Annotated in this window: 16 protein-coding genes and 1 riboswitch; of the genes, 6 read left to right on the top strand and 10 right to left on the bottom strand. The window is 63.7% G+C overall.

What is annotated here, in order from left to right:
* Positions 1-28: 28 nt before the first annotated feature.
* The 4 genes from SB765_RS05505 to SB765_RS05520 all read right to left on the bottom strand — a co-directional run bounded on the left by SB765_RS05505 (position 29) and on the right by SB765_RS05520 (position 2,607).
* A complete protein-coding gene (locus tag SB765_RS05505; protein ID WP_012274480.1) occupies positions 29-637 on the bottom strand; it encodes a YqiA/YcfP family alpha/beta fold hydrolase in 609 nt (202 codons plus the stop codon).
* 110 nt (positions 638-747) lie between these two features.
* A complete protein-coding gene (gene cpdA, locus SB765_RS05510; RefSeq protein ID WP_410911044.1) occupies positions 748-1,545 on the bottom strand; it encodes a 3',5'-cyclic-AMP phosphodiesterase in 798 nt (265 codons plus the stop codon).
* 1 nt (position 1,546) lies between these two features.
* Entirely contained in the window at positions 1,547-1,999 is a 453-nt protein-coding gene (locus SB765_RS05515) for a DUF1249 domain-containing protein (protein WP_016501905.1), read from the bottom strand.
* Positions 1,990-2,607 (bottom strand): NUDIX domain-containing protein, encoded by a 618-nt coding sequence (locus SB765_RS05520; RefSeq protein ID WP_341796921.1) that lies wholly within the window; start codon positions 2,605-2,607, stop codon positions 1,990-1,992. The genes SB765_RS05515 and SB765_RS05520 overlap by 10 nt, the downstream gene beginning before the upstream one ends.
* A 185-nt stretch (positions 2,608-2,792) precedes the next feature.
* Here SB765_RS05520 and SB765_RS05525 point away from each other — a divergent pair, with 185 nt between their 5' ends.
* Positions 2,793-3,539, top strand: coding sequence for an RsiV family protein (locus tag SB765_RS05525; protein WP_043198160.1), 747 nt, complete (start codon positions 2,793-2,795; stop codon positions 3,537-3,539).
* Here the strand turns inward: SB765_RS05525 and cytX are convergent.
* Positions 3,508-4,791 carry a putative hydroxymethylpyrimidine transporter CytX gene (cytX, locus tag SB765_RS05530; RefSeq protein ID WP_016501908.1) on the bottom strand — a complete coding sequence of 428 codons (1,284 nt, stop codon included), beginning with the start codon at positions 4,789-4,791 and terminating at the stop codon, positions 3,508-3,510. The genes SB765_RS05525 and cytX overlap by 32 nt on opposite strands.
* Positions 4,792-4,956: 165 nt before the next feature.
* Positions 4,957-6,837, bottom strand: a complete 1,881-nt coding sequence (gene thiC, locus SB765_RS05535; RefSeq protein WP_341796922.1) for a phosphomethylpyrimidine synthase ThiC — start codon at positions 6,835-6,837, stop codon at positions 4,957-4,959.
* Between the two features lie 155 nt (positions 6,838-6,992).
* Positions 6,993-7,099, bottom strand: a riboswitch (TPP riboswitch).
* Between the two features lie 160 nt (positions 7,100-7,259).
* Between thiC and SB765_RS05540 the strand changes: the two genes are divergently transcribed.
* A complete protein-coding gene (locus SB765_RS05540; RefSeq protein WP_410911043.1) occupies positions 7,260-8,696 on the top strand; it encodes a TolC family outer membrane protein in 1,437 nt (478 codons plus the stop codon).
* 52 nt (positions 8,697-8,748) lie between these two features.
* Here SB765_RS05540 and waaA read toward each other — a convergent pair whose 3' ends face one another.
* Together waaA and SB765_RS05550 are read right to left on the bottom strand one after the other, a co-directional pair.
* A complete protein-coding gene (gene waaA, locus SB765_RS05545; RefSeq protein WP_410911042.1) occupies positions 8,749-10,020 on the bottom strand; it encodes a lipid IV(A) 3-deoxy-D-manno-octulosonic acid transferase in 1,272 nt (423 codons plus the stop codon).
* Between the two features lie 11 nt (positions 10,021-10,031).
* Positions 10,032-10,922: a LysR family transcriptional regulator gene (locus SB765_RS05550; RefSeq protein ID WP_410911041.1), complete on the bottom strand. Its 891-nt coding sequence runs from the start codon at positions 10,920-10,922 to the stop codon at positions 10,032-10,034.
* An 87-nt stretch (positions 10,923-11,009) separates the two neighbouring features.
* Here SB765_RS05550 and SB765_RS05555 point away from each other — a divergent pair, with 87 nt between their 5' ends.
* From SB765_RS05555 to SB765_RS05570, 4 genes are all read left to right on the top strand, one after another.
* Positions 11,010-11,342, top strand: coding sequence for a DMT family transporter (locus SB765_RS05555; RefSeq protein WP_008095055.1), 333 nt, complete (start codon positions 11,010-11,012; stop codon positions 11,340-11,342).
* 160 nt (positions 11,343-11,502) lie between these two features.
* Positions 11,503-12,678 (top strand): NAD(P)/FAD-dependent oxidoreductase, encoded by a 1,176-nt coding sequence (locus SB765_RS05560; protein ID WP_016501915.1) that lies wholly within the window; start codon positions 11,503-11,505, stop codon positions 12,676-12,678.
* Positions 12,675-13,487, top strand: a complete 813-nt coding sequence (locus SB765_RS05565) for an aldo/keto reductase (protein ID WP_341796926.1) — start codon at positions 12,675-12,677, stop codon at positions 13,485-13,487. Before SB765_RS05560 ends, SB765_RS05565 begins: the two co-directional genes overlap by 4 nt.
* Before the next feature lie 55 nt (positions 13,488-13,542).
* On the top strand, positions 13,543-14,511 hold the full coding sequence (locus SB765_RS05570) for a metal ABC transporter ATPase (RefSeq protein WP_410911040.1): 969 nt from the start codon (positions 13,543-13,545) through the stop codon (positions 14,509-14,511).
* A 132-nt stretch (positions 14,512-14,643) separates the two neighbouring features.
* Here SB765_RS05570 and hldE read toward each other — a convergent pair whose 3' ends face one another.
* Together hldE and msbA are read right to left on the bottom strand one after the other, a co-directional pair.
* Positions 14,644-16,065: a bifunctional D-glycero-beta-D-manno-heptose-7-phosphate kinase/D-glycero-beta-D-manno-heptose 1-phosphate adenylyltransferase HldE gene (gene hldE / locus SB765_RS05575; protein ID WP_043198172.1), complete on the bottom strand. Its 1,422-nt coding sequence runs from the start codon at positions 16,063-16,065 to the stop codon at positions 14,644-14,646.
* Between the two features lie 130 nt (positions 16,066-16,195).
* Complete coding sequence (gene msbA, locus SB765_RS05580) at positions 16,196-18,004, bottom strand: lipid A export permease/ATP-binding protein MsbA (protein ID WP_341796928.1); 1,809 nt, start codon at positions 18,002-18,004, stop codon at positions 16,196-16,198.
* Positions 18,005-18,011 lie beyond the last annotated feature (7 nt).

Consider the following 18,011-nt stretch of genomic DNA (forward strand, 5'->3'; position numbering starts at 1 on the left):
CTTCGTCAGTCTGGTGAGTGCAAAAAAGTCAAAATACAGAAAAATCGAGCGCCGCATACTGCCCGCGAGCAATGCCGGCAAAAGCCAGCAGAGCCGGCAGGCGCTCGGCGAAGCCCTGGAAACTGTGGTCGCCGCCAGCCTGTATACGCAGGGCACATGCACGGTAATAGCGCTCGGCGTGGCGATAGTCCAGGGTTTCATCGGCCGTCTGCAGCCACACTTGATAGCGGCTGGCATCTACCGGGGCCGGCACTTCCAGCTCGGCCAGGGCCTGTACGTGATCATGGGTCAGTTCCCAGGTTTCACCGCTGTAGTGATTGCGCTGAGTGCCCAGGTACCCGTCAAAATGCTTGTGTGGCGTTACCGCAGGGTTCACCAACAGGGCCTTGAGGCCATGGCGCTCGGCCAGATGGGTCGCATAGTAGCCGCCGAGCGAACTGCCCACCAGCAATGGCGCGCCCAGTTCGGCGATGGCAGCTTCAAGCTGGGCGATAGCCTGCCGCGGGTGGTGATGCAAGGCGGGCACACGTAGCTGGGCCGACAGGCCCAGTTGCTGCATCACGGCTTCGAGCTGGCGCGCCTTGGTCGAAAGCGGCGAGCTGTTGAAGCCATGGATATAGAGGATGGAACCCGACATGCTGCCCCCGGAATCTGTGGCTTCGCGCCTGATGATGCGGGCGCAGGGACGCGCAGTGTAGCGCGTTCGCCGGGTTTTGACGCAGTGTCACGGGTTTCGCAACAATTTCTTCAATAACCTGGGCTATCGAAGTCGAGTCTCACCTCAAAGTCCGTGGCCCGCTCCACTCCGGTTTCCAACCGCCCGTCGGCGTGCAGGCGCAACCAGCGGTACCCGGGCTGCTCCTCGCTCACCTTGAAGTCTTCGCTGCCTGCCGCGAACTGAATACAGGTCGAAGGCGTGGCCAGCAGGCGCCGGCCCTCGCGCAGCTCGTCCCATTCCTGATGCACATGCCCCCACAGCAACGCCCGCACCTGTGGATAAGCCTCGATGGTATCGAACAGGGCCTGGGCATTGCGCAAGCCTATCGGCGCGATCCAGGCGCAGCCGATGTCCACCGGCTGATGGTGGAAACACACCAGGCAATGCCGTTCGCCCGCCTCTTTCAAGGCGGCTTCCAGCACTGCCAGTTGGTCACGCTCCAGCAGACCATGTGTCGCGCCATGCACCGCCGTGTTGAGCATGACAATACGCCAGGCGCCAACATCGGTGACTGCTTGCACCAGCTCCGGGGCCACTTCGGCCATGACCCGGGCCTCGTCGTGGTTGCCCGGCAACCAGCGGGTGGGCACTGCAAACGACGCAGTCAGATCCCGGAACGCTTCATATGAAGCAACGCTGGCGTCCTGGGAAAGATCACCCGTGCACAACAGCAAGTCGACAAGCGGTTGCTCGCGCCGCACCTGGGCCACCACATGGCGCAGGCTGTCACGGGTATTAAGCCCCAGCATGCTGCCGGCCGGGTCGGCGAAAAGATGGGCGTCGGTCAGTTGCACCACATGAACAGGGCGCGTGTTGTCTGGGTACATGTCAGCGGACGCTTGCCAGTTCGTGGCCACAAGCCAGGCAGTGGCTCAGCCATTCACCGAGGAACAGGTTGAGCTGGGCCTTTTCGTCCGGCTGGTGCATGGCCTCATTCGGATACGGGTAAATACTGCGCAGGCGCCGGGTATGTTCGGCACTGACCACTTCGGCCATGCGCGCATCGTGGTAAACCTGCACTTCCAGGTGCGGCACCGGCAGCCACGGCAAGCTGTGCTCCTGACGCACGTGCAGGGTGGTGGTGTAAGGGCAGGCCAGCACCACGTCCAGTACCAGCACGCCGAGCATCTGGTCGCCCTGGGTCATGCCGATGCGGCGCGAGCTCTGGGTGGTACGCATATCGGGCAACAGGCGCATCAGCCGGGCGTAGTTGGCCTCGCAGGCAGCCTGCAGCCCGACCAGGTCGACTCGATAGCGCTCGCGCAGCAGGTTCACTTCCACATACCTCGTACTTCGTCACGGTTCAGCGCCAGCCATTGCAAGCCGATGATAGTCGCCGCGTTGCAGATGCGCCCGTCGCGCACCGCCTGCAGGGCATCCTCGAACGACCACACGCGCACGCGGATGTCTTCGCCCTCTTCTTCCAGGCCATGCAGCCCGCCCGCGCCCTTGCTGCTGCAACGACCAAGGAACAGGTGAACGTACTCGTCACTGCCGCCCGGCGACGGGAAGTAGCGGGTCATCGGCCACAGGGCGCTGAACGTCAGGCCGGCTTCTTCCTCGGCTTCGCGGTGGGCGACTTCCTCGGGTTGCTCATCCTTGTCGATCAGCCCGGCAACCATCTCGATCAGCCAGGGGTTGGCGACCTTGTCCAGTGCGCCGACGCGGAACTGCTCGATCAGCACCACTTCGTCGCGCAACGGGTCGTAAGGCAGCACACACACCGCATCATGGCGCACAAACAGTTCGCGGCTGATCTCGCGGCCCATACCCCCGGCAAACAGCTCGTGGCGCAGGTGCACCTTGTCGAGCTTGTAGAAGCCCTGGAAGCAGTTGGCCCGCTTGACGATCTCGACCGCCTTGGGCACCGAATTCAACGTGTCTGACATGGAAATCCTCGTTACCTCAATTACCGCTTCGCGCCATCCTACTCTGCACGCTTTCGCGTTTCACCCCTTTCCGCCAACCGTTCGCACACTCGGGACAGCGCGTCTTCACTCTGTTAGCTTAGTGGCGAACTGAAGGCCGCGCAGACGGTCAAAGGCCGACTTTTCCCTGTTCTGCAAGGATCATCATGACACTTGTCAAACTGACTTCCGTGGCCGTGCTGGCACTCGCTCTGGGCGCCTGCCAGAGCCTGTTCACGCCCAACTACCGGGCCCCGCTCGAGGTCAAGCGCGACGCCTGGGAGCATGTCAAACCCGGCTGCAGCGAAAGCGACTGCCCGCTGGTGAACATCGACATGGTCCACTTCCCGGCCCTGCCCGCGCTCGACGGCATCGTCGAAAAACGCCTGCTGCAACTGACCGAAGACAATCAGCATGGCACCGCGCCAAGCACCTTGCAGGCCTACGAACAGCAATACCTGGCCAGTGCCGACAAACGTAACAGCAGTTATCTGCAAGCCAAGGTACGCGAGCAGCATGACGGGCTGGTGATCATCGAGTTGTCCAGCTACCTGGACAGCGGTGGCGCCCACGGCATGCCTGGGCGCGGCTTCATCAACTATTCGCGCAAGCTGGACAAGGTGCTGACCCTGCAGGACATGCTGGTGCCAGGCCAGGAGGACACCTTCTGGAAAACCGTCGAGGAGTCGCACCGCGCCTGGCTGATGAGCGTGGGCATGGACAAGGACGCCGAGTTCGTCAAAACCTGGCCGTTCAAGAAGTCGCCGCACATCGCCCTGACGTACGGCGCAGTAGTGGTCAAGTACGAGGTCTATGCCATCGCGCCCTATTCCATGGGCCACGTGGAACTGAAGATCCCCTACCCACGCCTGAATGGCGTACTCAAGCCTGAACTGTTTCCCGGCCGCGGCTAAGGCTCAGTAACCCATGCAGCACACCTGCCAGCAGCAATGCTGGCAGGGTAGCCCCCAGTTCCGGTGCCTGCGCGGCAATCAGGTGGTAGACTGCCACCCCCGCAAACCAGGCCACCAGCGCCTGCCAGTGCAAGCCGCCGACCTGTGCCGGCAAGCGGCGACGACGAACCACGTAGTGGTCCATCAACACCACGCCGAACAGCGGCGCGAACACCGAACCGATCAGCAGCAGGAAGTTCTCGTACTGGGCCAGTGGCGCCAGCAGGGCGATCAGGGTGCACAGCACGCCGATGGCGAGCGCCAGGTGCTCGACCTTCACAGGCACCAGCACGCCGGTGGAAACCGCTGCCGAGTGGATGTCGGCGAAGGCCTTTTCCGACTCGTCCAGCAGAATGAGCAGCAACGGAATGCCCATGCCGGCGCCGGCCAGGGCCAGCAGCAGGGCATTGACCTCGCCACTGGCAGCGAAGGCCAGGGTGTAGGCCACGCCCAGGCTCATCAGCCAGGTGTTGCCGATGAAATAGCCAATGACCGTGCCGCCGAACACGTGCTTGCCGTTGCGGGCGAAGCGCGAATAGTCGGCGATCAGCGGCAGCCAGGACAGCGGCATGGCGATGACGATGTCGAAGCCCACGGCCAGCGACATCGAACCGTCACCGGCGCGGCCCCACAGTTCAGCCAGGTCGGCCTTGGCGAACAGATTCCAGGTCAGCCACAGGCAAGCCCCCAGCAGCACCCAGATACCCCAGGCGCGCAGCACCTTGCGTACGAAGGCCAGCGGCCCGCTGACGGCCAGCAAGGTGGCCAGGGCTCCAAAACACAGGGTCCAGAGCATCGGGCTGTTCCAGGCACTGTCCTCGCCGAACGCCCGCGCGCCCAGCAGGCTGGCGGCATCGCGCATGACGATGATCTCAAATGCGCCCCAACCTACCAGTTGCAGCAGGTTGAGCACAGCCGGCAAGCGCGCGCCATGGCTGCCCAGGCTGAGCTTCAGGGTGCCCATGGCCGAAAGACCGGTGTCGCTGCCGATGACACCGGCGGCGCCCAGCAACAACACCCCGACCCCGGTGCCCAGGGCGATGGCCAGCACCGCGCCAGCCAGGCCAAGGCCTGGCGCCAGCATGGCGCCGACTTGCAGCACCATCAGGCCGATGCCAAGGGAGAACCACAACGAGAACAGGTCGCGGGCGCCGAAGATGCGCTGGTGGGTGGGGACCGGGTGGTCGGGGGAGAACTGGCTGGGTGATGTCATGGTTGGCGCTCGCCGGCAATGTTGTTGGTGTTCTTGGCGAGGACTTCGTCCTCGAATCGCGACGCAAGGCCGCTCCCACAGGGGCCGCGCAGGCCTTAAACCTTGTGCGGTCCCTGTGGGAGCGGCCTTGTGTCGCGAAGGGGCCGCACAGCGGCCCCAGCGTTCTTACACTTTCTGGTACAGCTGGCTGCCTTCCTGGCGGAAACGCTCGGCCTGCTCACGCATACCTTGCTCGACCGTCACATCCACGGCCTCGATCTTGGCAGCGTACTCACGCACTTCCTGGGTGATTTTCATCGAGCAGAACTTGGGCCCGCACATCGAGCAGAAGTGCGCAACCTTGGCCGATTCCTTCGGCAGGGTCTCGTCGTGGAAGGCACGGGCGGTGTCCGGGTCCAGGCCGAGGTTGAACTGGTCTTCCCAGCGGAACTCGAAGCGTGCCTTGGACAGGGCGTTGTCGCGAATCTGCGCGCCCGGGTGGCCCTTGGCAAGGTCGGCGGCGTGGGCGGCGATCTTGTAGGTGATGATGCCGGTCTTGACGTCGTCCTTGTTCGGCAGGCCCAGGTGTTCCTTGGGCGTGACGTAGCAGAGCATGGCGCAACCGAACCAGCCGATCATCGCCGCACCAATGCCCGAGGTGATGTGGTCATAGCCCGGGGCAATGTCGGTGGTCAGCGGGCCGAGGGTGTAGAACGGCGCCTCGTCGCAGCACTCCAGCTGCTTGTCCATGTTCTCCTTGATCAACTGCATCGGCACGTGGCCCGGGCCTTCGATCATGCACTGCACGTCGTGCTTCCAGGCAATCTTGGTCAGCTCGCCGAGGGTTTCCAGCTCACCGAACTGCGCAGCGTCGTTGGCGTCGGCGATCGAGCCGGGGCGCAGGCCGTCACCCAGCGAGAAGCTGACGTCGTAGGCCTTCATGATTTCGCAGATCTCGTCGAAGTGCGTGTACAGGAAGTTTTCCTTGTGGTGCGCCAGGCACCACTTGGCCATGATCGAGCCACCGCGGCTGACGATGCCGGTGACGCGCTTGGCGGTCAGCGGCACATAGCGCAGCAGCACACCGGCATGGATGGTGAAGTAGTCCACGCCCTGCTCGGCCTGCTCGATCAGGGTGTCGCGGAACAGCTCCCAGGTCAGGTCTTCGGCCACGCCGTTGACCTTTTCCAGGGCCTGGTAGATCGGCACGGTACCAATCGGCACCGGCGAGTTGCGGATGATCCACTCGCGGGTTTCGTGAATGTGCTTGCCGGTGGACAGGTCCATGACCGTGTCCGAGCCCCAGCGGATGCCCCAGGTCAGCTTGGCCACTTCTTCCTCGATCGAGGAACCCAGGGCGCTGTTGCCGATGTTGCCGTTGATCTTCACCAGGAAGTTGCGGCCGATGATCATCGGCTCGACTTCAGGGTGGTTGATGTTGGCCGGAATGATCGCGCGGCCACGGGCGATTTCCTGGCGGACGAATTCGGGGGTGATTTCTTTCGGGATGTTGGCACCGAAGCTGTGGCCGGCGTGCTGCTCGTTCAGCAGGCCAGCGGCGCGGGCTTCTTGCAGCTTCATGTTTTCGCGGATGGCGACGTATTCCATCTCGGCGGTGATGATGCCCTGGCGGGCATAGTGCATCTGCGAGACGTTGGCGCCAGCCTTGGCACGGCGCGGGTTGCGCACGTGGGCGAAACGCAGCTTGGCCAGTTCGGCGTCGTTCAGGCGCTGCTGGCCGAAGTCGGAGCTGAGCCCGCCCAGGCGCTCGGTGTCACCGCGGGCGTCGATCCAGGCCGAGCGCACATCGGCCAGGCCCTTGCGTACATCGATGATGACGTCGGGGTCTGTGTACGGGCCAGACGTGTCGTAGACCAGTACCGGCGCGTTGGTTTCGCCGCCAAAATCGGTCGGGGTATCGTCCAGGCTGATTTCACGCATGGGCACGCGGATGTCCGGGCGCGAGCCTTCGACATAAATCTTGCGTGAGCGCGGGAACGGTTGCACGGACTGCTGATCGACTTGTGCCGATTCGCTGAGGTTGATCGCTTTTTCTTGTTTGGTCATCACAGGCTCTCCAGACGGCTTCCTAGCAGTGGAATGTCGGGGAGAACCTGAAAAGCGCGGACGCACCCATGGACGAGTGCAGTGCCGGATATGGGGGTGCCTGAAGCTGCATGCAGCTGCGACATTCCCGGACCTGGCACAAGAGGCTCCCCGGGAAGGCGAGCAATCTTGTTCCCTACGCAGGCGCTAACCTGATCAGGTTCAACGGGATCCGCACCTCTGCGATCTCAGCCTTTGCTTCAAGGCACCCCGACAAGAACATGCGCAGTCTAGACTGGAGTGGTCGGCAAAGCCAAGCGGGTAAATGCGCGGTTGATGAAAGGCACACCGGGCGATTGTTGCCAGGGGCGCATGGCACTACACTGGCCCGTCACTCGATACTCAACAGTTCAGTAATTAAATTTCGTACAAGGATTGCCTCTATGCTGCGCAAACTCTCACTGGCGATTGCCGTGTCTTGTGCGTCCAACGGAGTGGCCTGGGCAGTGGACGTGCCCTCGACAGTCAAGACCGACCTGGTCAGCGTTTATCAGGAAGCGGTAGACAACAACGCCGACCTGGCTGCGGCACGTGCCGATTATGGCGCCCGCCGCGAAGTGGTGCCGCAGGCCCGCGCCGGGTTGCTGCCAAACCTCTCGGCCGATGCCGAGATGCTGAACACCCGCACCAAGCTGGACGAGCCTTCCATCACCTCCAACCGCAGCGGCAACTCCTGGAGCGCGACCCTGGCCCAGCCAATCTTTCGCGCTGATCGCTGGTTCCAGCTGCAGGCAGCCGAAGCGGTCAACGAACAGGCAGCGCTGGAGCTGTCGGCCACTGAACAGAACCTGATCCTGCAAACCGCGCAAAGCTACTTCGCCGTGCTGCGCGCACAGGACAACCTGGCCGCTACCAAGGCTGAGGAAGCCGCGTTCAAGCGCCAGCTGGACCAGTCCAACGAACGCTTCGATGTGGGCCTGTCGGACAAGACCGACGTGCTGCAATCCCAGGCCAGCTATGACACGGCCCGCGCCAACCGGATCATCGCCGAGCGCCAGGTGCAGGATGCCTTTGAAGCGCTGGTCACCCTGACCAACCGTGAATACACCTCGATTCAAGGCGTGGTGCATACCCTGCCGGTGCAGGTACCTACGCCAAACGACGCCAAGGCCTGGGTCGAAACCGCCGGCCGCCAGAACCTCAACCTGCTGGCCACCAACTATGCGGTTTCCGCCGCCGAAGAGACCCTGCGCCAGCGCAAGGCCGGCCATGCGCCGACCCTGGATGCAGTGGCCAAGTACCAGAAGGGTGACAACGACAGCCTCGGTTTTACCAACCCGGCGCCGCAGCAAAACGTGCGCTACGGTGGCGACGTCGAGCAGACCAGCGTTGGCCTGCAGTTGAACATCCCGATCTACAGCGGTGGCCTGACCAGCTCGCAGGTACGCGAGGCCTACCAGCGCCTGAGCCAGAGCGAGCAGCAACGTGAAAGCCTGCGCCGCCAAGTGGTGGAAAACACCCGCAACCTGCACCGCGCGGTGAACACCGATGTGGAACAGGTGCAAGCACGCAAGCAGTCGATCATCTCCAACCAGAGCGCGCTGGAAGCCACCGAAATCGGTTACCAGGTGGGTACCCGCAACATCGTCGACGTACTCGACGCGCAACGCCAGCTGTACACCTCGGTACGCGACTACAACAACAGCCGCTATGACTACATCCTCGACAACCTGAGCCTGAAGCAGGCAGCCGGCACCCTCAGCCCGCAAGACCTGCAGGACCTCAAGCGTTACCTGAAACCGGACTACAACCCGGACAAGGACTTCCTGCCGCCAGACCTGGCTGCGGCAGCGGCCAAGAACTTTGAGCGCCGCCCTTGAGTTAGGTGATGAATTCTTCGCGGGCTCGCCCGCGAAGAAGCCAGTGCAAAAGTCAGCGGATAAGCGCATCCAGGCCATCGAGCAAGCGTTGCAACGCGCCCTGATTGGCCCGCATCACCGCCCTGCCCGCCTCGCCCATGCGCTGGGCGTCCTGCGGCAGTTCCACCAGACGGCGCACCGCACCGGTCAGCCCGTCAGCATCATCAACCTGCTGCAACGCACCCGCCTCGCGCAGCATCGCGCTGATTTCGAGGAAGTTGAACACATGCGGCCCCATCAGCACCGGCAAGGCCAGCGCCGCAGGCTCCAACGGATTGTGCCCACCGGTCGGCACCAGGCTACCACCGACGAAGGCAATGTCGGCCAGGGCATACAGGAACAGCAACTCACCCATGGTGTCGCCCAGCAACACGCGGGTTTGCGCATCGACCGGCGCTGCTGAAGAACGGCGCACGGTGGTGAATTGCTCGCTGCACAGCGCATGCACCGCATTGAAGCGCTCGGGATGGCGCGGCACCAGGATCAGCAAGGCATCGCCATGCACCTGCAACATCTGCCGATGCGCCTGCAAAATCAGCGCATCCTCGCCGTCATGGGTACTCGCGGCAATCCACACCGGGCGCTGTTCGGCGCCCCATTGCTCACGCAATGCCCTGGCTCGCGGCAACAGTTGCCCGTCGACCTGCAAGTCGAACTTGATCGAACCGGTGACCTGCACGCACTCAGGGCGCGCGCCCAGGTCACGAAAGCGTTGCGCCTCGGTTTCGGTCTGCACGGCGATCAGGCTCATTTCCGCCAGCATCGGCCGAGTCAGTTTGGCAAAGCGCCCGTAGCCGCGTGCCGAACGCTCGGACAATCGCGCGTTGGCCAGCGCCACCGGAATTCCGCGTTTGGCGCACTGGTGGATGTGGTTGGGCCACAGCTCGGTTTCCATGATGATGCCCAGCTTCGGCTGCACATGGTCGAGAAATCGCTCGGCCGCCCACGGCAGATCGTAGGGCAGGTAGCAATGCTGTACGCGTGGTTCGTCGGCGAACATGGCGCGAATACGCTCGGAACCGGTCGGTGTCATGCAGGTAAGCGTGATCGGCAATTCCGGGTAGGCCTTGAGCAAGGCACGCACCATGGGCGCGGCAGCAATGCTCTCGCCAACCGACACAGCATGTACCCAGATGCCGCCCTGGCGCATTGCCGGCAGCTTGCAAGCAAAGCGCTCGCCGATGCGTTGCCCATAGGCAGGCGCCTTGCGTGCGCGCAGGTACAGGCGCAGCGCAACCAGCGGCAGGCCCAGGTGAAACAGCAAGGTATAGAGTGTTCTGTTCATGGCGCCGGAGTTTACCCGATCGCGCGCAGGTGCACCGCAAAGCGCTCGGCCAGCCACTGCGCGGCCGGCCCCAGGGGCGCATCACGGCGCCAGGCCAGTTCCGCCACCAGCGCCGGCGGGCGCCACTCGCTATCGAGCTCGACCATGTGCGCCTGGTAGGTCGGGTACTGCACCACGTGCCGCGGCAGCCAGGCCCAGCCCAGGCCGCGCATCAGCAGTTCGGCCATGGCGTAGAAGCTGTCGGCACGCCATACCTGCGGGCTGATCGCCTCGCCGCCTGGGTAACCGCTTTGTTGTGGCGTGATCAGCAACTGCCGGTGGCGCGCCAGTTGCTGGCGGGTGACCCGGCCTTCGCCCGCCAGCGGGTGGCCGACTGCGCAAACCGTGACCATCTCCACACTGCCCAGCGCCCGCCGCTCCAGCGATGCCGGGATGCTTTCGTGGTGGAAGAACAGGCCCAGATCGGCGCGCCGCTCCACCAGCTTGCGCGCCACATCGCCCTGGGCACCGCTGGCCAGTTGCACCTCCAGAAACGGGTAGCGGCTGGCCAGCTCGTCCAGGCTGTCGATCACCGGCTGGTAAGGCATGGCTTCGTCCTGGGCAACCCGCAGCAAGGCCTCCTGCCCGCGCATCAAGGCCAGGGCACGGCCGTCCAGGTGTTCGCACTGACGCAACAGTTCGCGGGCATCTTCCAACAACGCGCTGCCATTTTCGGTCAGGTTCGGTTGCCGGCCGCTGCTGCGCTCGAACAACGTGACACCCAGGTCTGCTTCCAGCAGGGCGATGGCATTACTGATAGCCGATTGAGCCTTGCGTTGTTCGCGGGCAACGGCAGAAAAGGAGCGCAATTCGGCGACGCGCAGAAAAATTCGCAGCTGCTCCAGGTTCCATTGCTCAGCCATCATCCTATCCCCATATCTGATAGGTAATGACTTTACCGCATCTGGGCAAGGTCTAGAATGCCCGACCAGTTACCAGAGGACCCCGCCATGAATGCCTATACCTATCTCGCCATCGCCATCTGCGCCGAAGTTATCGCCACTGCCTCCATGAAAGCAGTGAAAGGCCTGAGCACGCCACTGCCCCTGCTGCTGATGGTGGTTGGCTACGGCATTGCGTTCTGGATGCTGACCCTGGTGGTGCGCAGCATTCCGGTGGGGATCGCCTATGCCATCTGGTCGGGGCTGGGGATTGTGCTGATCAGTGTGGCGGCGCTGGTGATCTATGGGCAGAAGCTGGATGTGCCGGCGATGCTGGGCATGGCCATGATTGTGGGTGGGGTGGTGGTGATTCAGCTGTTCTCCAAAACAGCCGGGCATTGAGACAACCTGTGTGGGCCTCATCGCCGGCAGCCAGCTCCCACAGGGATAGTGGAAGTTGCAGGCTCTGCACTATCCCTGTGGGAGCTGGCTTGCCGGCGATAGGGCCCTCACAGGTATAGCCTGTATACTTGCCAGCTGTCCCAGTCTTCGAGGTACCGCCATGCCATCTGCCATTTCCACTGACGTGCTGATCGTCGGCGCCGGGGTCGCAGGCCTCTGGCTCAATGCCCGCCTACGCCGCCAGGGCTACTCGACAGTGCTGGTGGAACGCGCCAGCCTTGGCGGTGAGCAGACGATAAAGTCGCAGGGCATTATCCACGGCGGCACCAAGTACGCCCTGCACGGTGCCCTTACCGGCGCCTCGGAAGCCATCGCCGACATGCCGCGCCGCTGGCGTGAGGCCTTGGCTGGCGACGGCGAACTCGACCTCGGCCGTACCCGTCTACTCTCCGATGCCCACTACCTGTGGTCACCCGGCACCCTGGCCGGCAACCTCACCAGTTTCTTCGCCAGCAAGGCCGTGCGCGGCCGGGTCGACCAGGTCAAGGGCGACCAGCTGCCGCCCGCGCTGCAGGACCGCGCCTTCAAGGGTAAGGTTTATCGCTTGGCAGAACTGGTGATTGATGTCCCGAGCCTGCTGGCCAACCTGGCCGAGCTGGCCGGCGACTCCTTGCTTGCAGGTGAGCGCATCGAACCATTGCGTGAAGGTGATGCCTTGGTTGGCTTGCGCGTGGATGACCGGGAAATCCGTGCCCAGCGCATCGTGTTGAGCGCCGGTGCCGGCACCGAAGGTTTGCTGCAGGCGCTGGGCCTGGACCAGCCAGCCATGCAAACCCGCCCGCTGCACATGGTCATGGCCAAGGGCCCGAACCTCAAACCTTTGTACGCCCACTGCCTCGGTGGCGGGCCCAAGCCACGGGTGACGGTGACCACCCACCCGGCAGCCGATGGCCAGTGGGTGTGGTACCTCGGCGGCGACCTGGCGGAAGCCGATGGCGTAGCGCGCGAGCCTGCAGCGCAGATTGCTGCGGCACAGAAGGAAATCGCCAACCTGTTGCCATGGGTTGACCAGAGCCTGGTGCGCTGGGCCACCCTGCGCGTCGACCGCGCCGAACCTGCGCAATCCGGCCTGGTACGCCCGGACAACGCCTTCCTTGCCGACCAGCAGCGCCTGCTGGTGGGCTGGCCGACCAAGCTGGCACTGGCACCGGACTTCAGTGACCGGGTCATCGCCCATCTGGAGCGCGACGGCATCCGCCCGCAGGCACAAGCCGACCTGGCCGACCTGCCACGCCCCCCCCTGGGCGTGCCGGCCTGGGAGCACTTGCTGCCATGAGCCTGCCCACCCTGCACGACTTCCACCGCCCGCTGGGCAGCACCGGTTTCCAGGTTTCGCCACTGGGCCTGGGCACGGTCAAGCTGGGCCGCGACCAAGGTGTGAAGTACCCCACCGGTTTCACCATCCCCGACGATGACGAAGCCCGCATGCTGCTGGCCCAGGCCCGCGAGCTGGGCATCAACCTGATCGACACCGCCCCCGCTTATGGCCGCAGTGAAGAACGCCTGGGCCCGCTGTTGCGCGGCCAACGCGATGAGTGGGTGATCGTCAGCAAGGTAGGCGAAGAATTCGACAACGGCCAGTCGCACTTCGACTTCAGTGCCGCCCACACCCGCCGTTCGGTGGAGCGCAGCCTGCGCCGCCTGGAAACCGACCGCATCGAACTGGTGCTGGTGCATTCCGACGGCAACGACCTGGCGATCCTCGAACAGCAGGAGGTCTACCAGACCCTGGCGGAGCTCAAGCAGGAGGGCAAGATCCTCGGCTTCGGCCTGTCCGGCAAGACCGTGGCCGGTGGCCTGAAAGCACTGGAACAAGGCGACTGCGCCATGGTTACCTACAACCTCAACGAGCAGGCAGAACGCCCGGTGCTGGACTACGCTGCCGAACACGGCAAGGCCATCCTGGTAAAGAAGGCCCTGGCCAGCGGGCACGTCTGCCTGGCCCCGGGCGTTGACCCGGTGCAGGCAAGCTTCGAGCTGCTGTTCGCCCACCCGGGCGTCAGCAGTGCTATCGTCGGCACCATCAATCCGCTGCACTTGGCCCACAACGTGGCCACCGTCGCCCGCATCCTGGGCCAGCACTGAGTTGCCCCTGGCCCAACAAGGGCCAGGAGAATGACCCGACGCAAGGAGGAGCCTCGTGGCGCGAACGCTGATCCGCAAGAACCCGAGCAACTTCAAGACACTGCCACTGCATGTCGAAGCCACACCCGAAGGCCTGATCTACCAGAGCATCGGCATGCCACTGAACTTTGCCCAGACCCAACAGCGGCGCAAGGCCATCCAGCTGCCCGACACGCAGCGCTTCGTGGTCGAACTGGCCAACCTGGGTGTGTCGGTGCGCCTTACCCTGCATTGGCAAAACCGAGATTACTGGGTGTTGGTGCGCCAGCGCCGGCAAGACCGTGGCGATGTGGTGCTGAAACTGATTTCTGGGTATGTTCCGGCGCAGGAGCTGAACCTGCCGTTGCACACGGCTGTTCAGGAAGTGGCTGAGGAATGCCTGCTGGAAACCCCGGAAGGCTGGTTAGGCGGGCGCTTCAACGATACCTGGCTGCCCGTCCCATACGCCGCTGCCCTGCACTACCGCGAAACACCGCACTTCCTGCTGGCCCCCGAGTCCGGTGCCGCGCGGCCCGTGCACTGCGGCAACCTGATGCTGCTGGAGCGGCCAAGGGCCTATGTGCACTTGCCCACCGCATCGCTGCAGCTGATCTACGACATGCGCCTACAGGTGCCTCGTGAAGCCAAGAAACTCAGCCTGTTCCACGTCGATGAGCGGCTGGAGGGCGGCCAGTTGGTAGCGCGGCTCAACCGCAAACGGCCAGACCTGTACCTGATGCCGTTGAAGGACGGCCACCCGCTGGCGGAGCTGTATACGCTGAAGAAGGATGAGCTGGTGCCGGCGAGCACACGCGGGCTGTATCTGGCTGAGAGTTTCGCCCGGCAGGAAGGCTGGGTGGTGACAGACGAGCGGGTGCGCTGGAAGGACTGGGTGAAGCAGCAGGGGTTGGTGGAGAGCAAACCGGCACGGTCATCGCACCTGCAGCGGTTTGGCGACAAGGCCCGGGCATTGCTGGAGCGGGCGCGTACTAGCCTGCACAAGTGATACTGGGGCTGCTTTGCAGTCCGTTCGCGGCACAAGGCCGCTCCTACAGGAGATTGTGTAGGCCCTGAGCTATGCGATCCCTGTAGGAGCGGCCTTGTGCCGCGAATGGGCCGCAAAGCGGCCCCGGCTGTGTCAGTTCTTGCGAATCTTCTCGACAATCGCGGTGGTCGAGCTGTTCTCGACCAGGCCAAGCACCTTCACAGTGCCGCCATACGCCTTGACGATATCAGCGCCTACCACCTGGTCTATGCCATAGTCGCCACCCTTGACCAGCACATCCGGCTTGACCTGGCTCAGCAGGTTTTCCGGGGTGCCTTCCGGGAAGCTGATCACCCAGTCCACCGCGCCCAAGCCGGCCAGCACGGCCATGCGCCGGTCGACGCTGTTGATCGGCCGGCCCGGCCCTTTCAAACGGCTGACCGAAGCGTCGTCGTTGACCGCGACGATCAGCCGATCGCCCTGGGCCCGCGCCTGCTCCAGGTAGGTGACGTGCCCGGCATGCAGGATGTCGAAGCAGCCATTGGTGAAGACGATCTTCTCTTTGTGCGCCCGCGCGTCATCGATGGCCAGCAGCAGTTGCTCCAGGCCCAGCACGCCGCGCTCGGAACCTTCTTCACGCTGGATCGCCCGGCGCAGTTCCGGGGCACTGATCGCAGCCGTACCCAGCTTGCCGACCACGATGCCGGCCGCCAGGTTGGCCAAGGCCACCGCGTGGGGCAGGTCCTCGCCAGCGGCAATGGCCGCCGCGAGGGTGGAAATGACGGTATCACCGGCACCGGTCACATCGAACACTTCACGCGCCCGCGCCGGCAGGTGCAGCGCCGGCTGGCCAACGCGCAGCAGGGTCATGCCGTGCTCGCCACGGGTTACCAGCACGGCGCCCAGGTCCAGATCCTGCAGCAGCTGCAAGCCTTTGGCGACCAGTTCGGCCTCATCGGCGCAACGGCCAACGATGGTCTCGAACTCGCTGAGGTTCGGGGTGATCAGGCTGGCGCCGCGGTAGATGGAAAAATCCTTGCCCTTGGGGTCGGCCAGCACCGGAATGCCCTTGGCCCGTGCTGCCTGGATCAGGCTTTGGTGATTCTTCAGCGCGCCCTTGCCGTAGTCCGACAAGACCAGCACCTTGACGCCTTCGAGCAGGCTGTCGACTTCGGCACCCAGCGACAGCGGGTCGGTGGCGAACGGCTCTTCGAAATCGATACGCAGCAGCTGCTGGTGACGGCTCATGACCCGCAGCTTGACGATGGTCGGCTGGTGCGCGATGCGCTGGAACACCGAACGCACGCCCGCAGCCTGAAGGCTGTTGGCGAGGCTGTCGGCGGCCTCGTCCTGGCCGGTAACGCCGATCAGCGACGCCGGTGCGCCCAGGGCGGCGATGTTCAAGGCAACGTTGGCCGCGCCGCCGGGGCGATCCTCGATCTGATCGACCTTGACCACCGGCACTGGCGCTTCAGGCGAAATACGCGAAGTACCGCCATGCCAGTAGCGGTCGAGCATGACATCGCCGACCACCAGAACCGGGGCTTGATCGAAACGCGGCATGGACAACTTCATGGGCAACCCATATGGAAATAATGAACAGGGGCAGGATATTAGCACAGGGTAGACGACGGCTTTACGGCCAGATCGCCCCCGGAAAATTCCCGTGACAATCGGGGCCGTTACGGCCCCGATCAGGGAGGACTCAGGTGATATCGGCCTTGGCCGGCTCATCCAGGCCCATGGCGTGCAGGCGGGCATAATGGCCATTGGCCGCGAGCAGTTCGGCATGGGTGCCACGCTCTACCAGACGCCCCTGGTCCATGACCAGGATCTGGTCGGCCTTCTCGATGGTCGAGAGGCGGTGGGCGATCACCAGCGTGGTGCGCCCTTGCATCACGTGGTCCAGGGCAGCCTGGATGTGCCGCTCGGATTCGGTATCCAGGGCCGAGGTGGCCTCGTCGAGAATCAGCAGTGGCGCGTTTTTCAGCAGTGCCCGGGCAATGGCCAGGCGCTGGCGCTGGCCGCCGGAGAGCAGCACGCCGTTTTCACCCACGTCGGTGTCGAAGCCCTTCGGCAAGCGGTCGACGAACTCCTTGGCATAGGCATCGGCCGCAGCGGCTTCGATGTCTGCGCGCGGGGCACCCGCCAGATCGCCATAGGCAATATTGTTGGCCACAGTGTCGTTGAACAGGGTGACGTGCTGGGTCACCTGCGAAACGTGGCGGCGCAGGTTGCGCAGGCGGTAGTTCTCGATCTCCACGCCATCGAGCAGGATCTGCCCCTGGTCGTGGTGATAGAAGCGCGGGATCAGCGACGCCAGGGTCGACTTGCCACTGCCAGAGCGGCCAACCAGGGCAATCATCTGCCCAGGCTCGGCGACAAAGCTGATGTCGCTCAGCACTTCACGCTCGGTACCCGGGTAGGTGAAGCTCAGGTTGCGCACTTCAAGGCGCCCTTCCACGCGGTCTTTCTCGACAGTACCAGTGTCCAGTTCAGGCTCTTCGTCCAGTTGCTCGAAGATGCTTTCTGCACCCGCCAGGCCCTTCTGGATGGTCGAGCTGACTTCCGACAACTGGCGAATCGGCTTGGGCAGCAAGCCGGCAGCGGTAATGTAGGCCACCAGGTCACCGGCGGTAGACTCACCGCGCAGGAACAGCACCAGGAACATCAGCGCGGCCATGGCGCTGTAGATCACCAGCTGCAGCATCGGCGTATACAGCGAGCCGGTCTTGGTCATGCGCAGCTGCTTGTCGGTGTTGCTCTGGCTGGCCTTGCTGAAACGCCGCTGTTCGTAGGCCTCGCCGCCGAAGCTGCGCACCACGCGGTAACCCTGGATGGTTTCCGACGCGACGTGGGTGACGTCGCCCATGGCCACCTGGATCTTCTTGCTCTGCTTGCGGAATTTCTTGCTGGCGATGCTGACCATCACCGCAATCACCGGGAGGATGGCAACCATGACCAAGGTGAGGTGCCAGTTCATCCACAGCAGGTAGGCAAACAGGAACACCACGGTCAGGCCTTCACGGATGACCACCTTGATTGCATCGGTGGCAGCACCGGTGACCATGGTCACGTTGAAGGTGATACGCGAAATGAGGTGCCCGGAGTTGTGATTGTCGAAGTAGCGGTTGGGCAGTACCAGCAGCTTGTTGAACAACTCCACGCGCAGGTCGTGCACCAGGCACAGGGAAACCTTGGCCAGGAAATAGTTACCAAGGAACGACCCAAGGCCCTGCCACGCAGCGATCAGGATGATCAGCAACGGCACGGCCTGCAGCAATTGCAGGTCGCGCAGGTAGGGGACATTGGGGAACAACACCGCTTCAGGGTTGCTCAGCCCGTCGACAAAGTACTTCAGGATGCCGGCCAGCATCGGCTGGGTCGAGGCAAAGATCACGAAACCGACAATGCTCAGCAGGAAAATGCCGACATAGGGTTTCACATAGCCCAACAGCCGGAAGTAGATCTTCAGGCTGGAGGTGTGCTCCGCCGGTCGCGGGGTTTCGGCCATTATCGAG

Origin of the sequence: Pseudomonas sp. SIMBA_067 (genome assembly GCF_046534675.1) — a bacterium.
Classification (GTDB): domain Bacteria; phylum Pseudomonadota; class Gammaproteobacteria; order Pseudomonadales; family Pseudomonadaceae; genus Aquipseudomonas; species Aquipseudomonas putida.

Bases quoted from the DNA above. Each gene is read 5' to 3' on its own strand.
- SB765_RS05505 (WP_012274480.1), bottom strand. From the start codon at position 637: ATGTCGGGTTCCATCCTCTATATCCATGGCTTCAACAGCTCGCCGCTT.
- cpdA (WP_410911044.1), bottom strand. From the start codon at position 1,545: ATGTACCCAGACAACACGCGCCCTGTTCATGTGGTGCAACTGACCGAC.
- SB765_RS05520 (WP_341796921.1), bottom strand. From the start codon at position 2,607: ATGTCAGACACGTTGAATTCGGTGCCCAAGGCGGTCGAGATCGTCAAG.
- SB765_RS05525 (WP_043198160.1), top strand. From the start codon at position 2,793: ATGACACTTGTCAAACTGACTTCCGTGGCCGTGCTGGCACTCGCTCTG.
- cytX (WP_016501908.1), bottom strand. From the start codon at position 4,791: ATGACATCACCCAGCCAGTTCTCCCCCGACCACCCGGTCCCCACCCAC.
- thiC (WP_341796922.1), bottom strand. From the start codon at position 6,837: ATGACCAAACAAGAAAAAGCGATCAACCTCAGCGAATCGGCACAAGTC.
- SB765_RS05540 (WP_410911043.1), top strand. From the start codon at position 7,260: ATGCTGCGCAAACTCTCACTGGCGATTGCCGTGTCTTGTGCGTCCAAC.
- waaA (WP_410911042.1), bottom strand. From the start codon at position 10,020: ATGAACAGAACACTCTATACCTTGCTGTTTCACCTGGGCCTGCCGCTG.
- SB765_RS05550 (WP_410911041.1), bottom strand. From the start codon at position 10,922: ATGGCTGAGCAATGGAACCTGGAGCAGCTGCGAATTTTTCTGCGCGTC.
- SB765_RS05555 (WP_008095055.1), top strand. From the start codon at position 11,010: ATGAATGCCTATACCTATCTCGCCATCGCCATCTGCGCCGAAGTTATC.
- SB765_RS05560 (WP_016501915.1), top strand. From the start codon at position 11,503: ATGCCATCTGCCATTTCCACTGACGTGCTGATCGTCGGCGCCGGGGTC.
- SB765_RS05565 (WP_341796926.1), top strand. From the start codon at position 12,675: ATGAGCCTGCCCACCCTGCACGACTTCCACCGCCCGCTGGGCAGCACC.
- hldE (WP_043198172.1), bottom strand. From the start codon at position 16,065: ATGAAGTTGTCCATGCCGCGTTTCGATCAAGCCCCGGTTCTGGTGGTC.
- msbA (WP_341796928.1), bottom strand. From the start codon at position 18,004: ATGGCCGAAACCCCGCGACCGGCGGAGCACACCTCCAGCCTGAAGATC.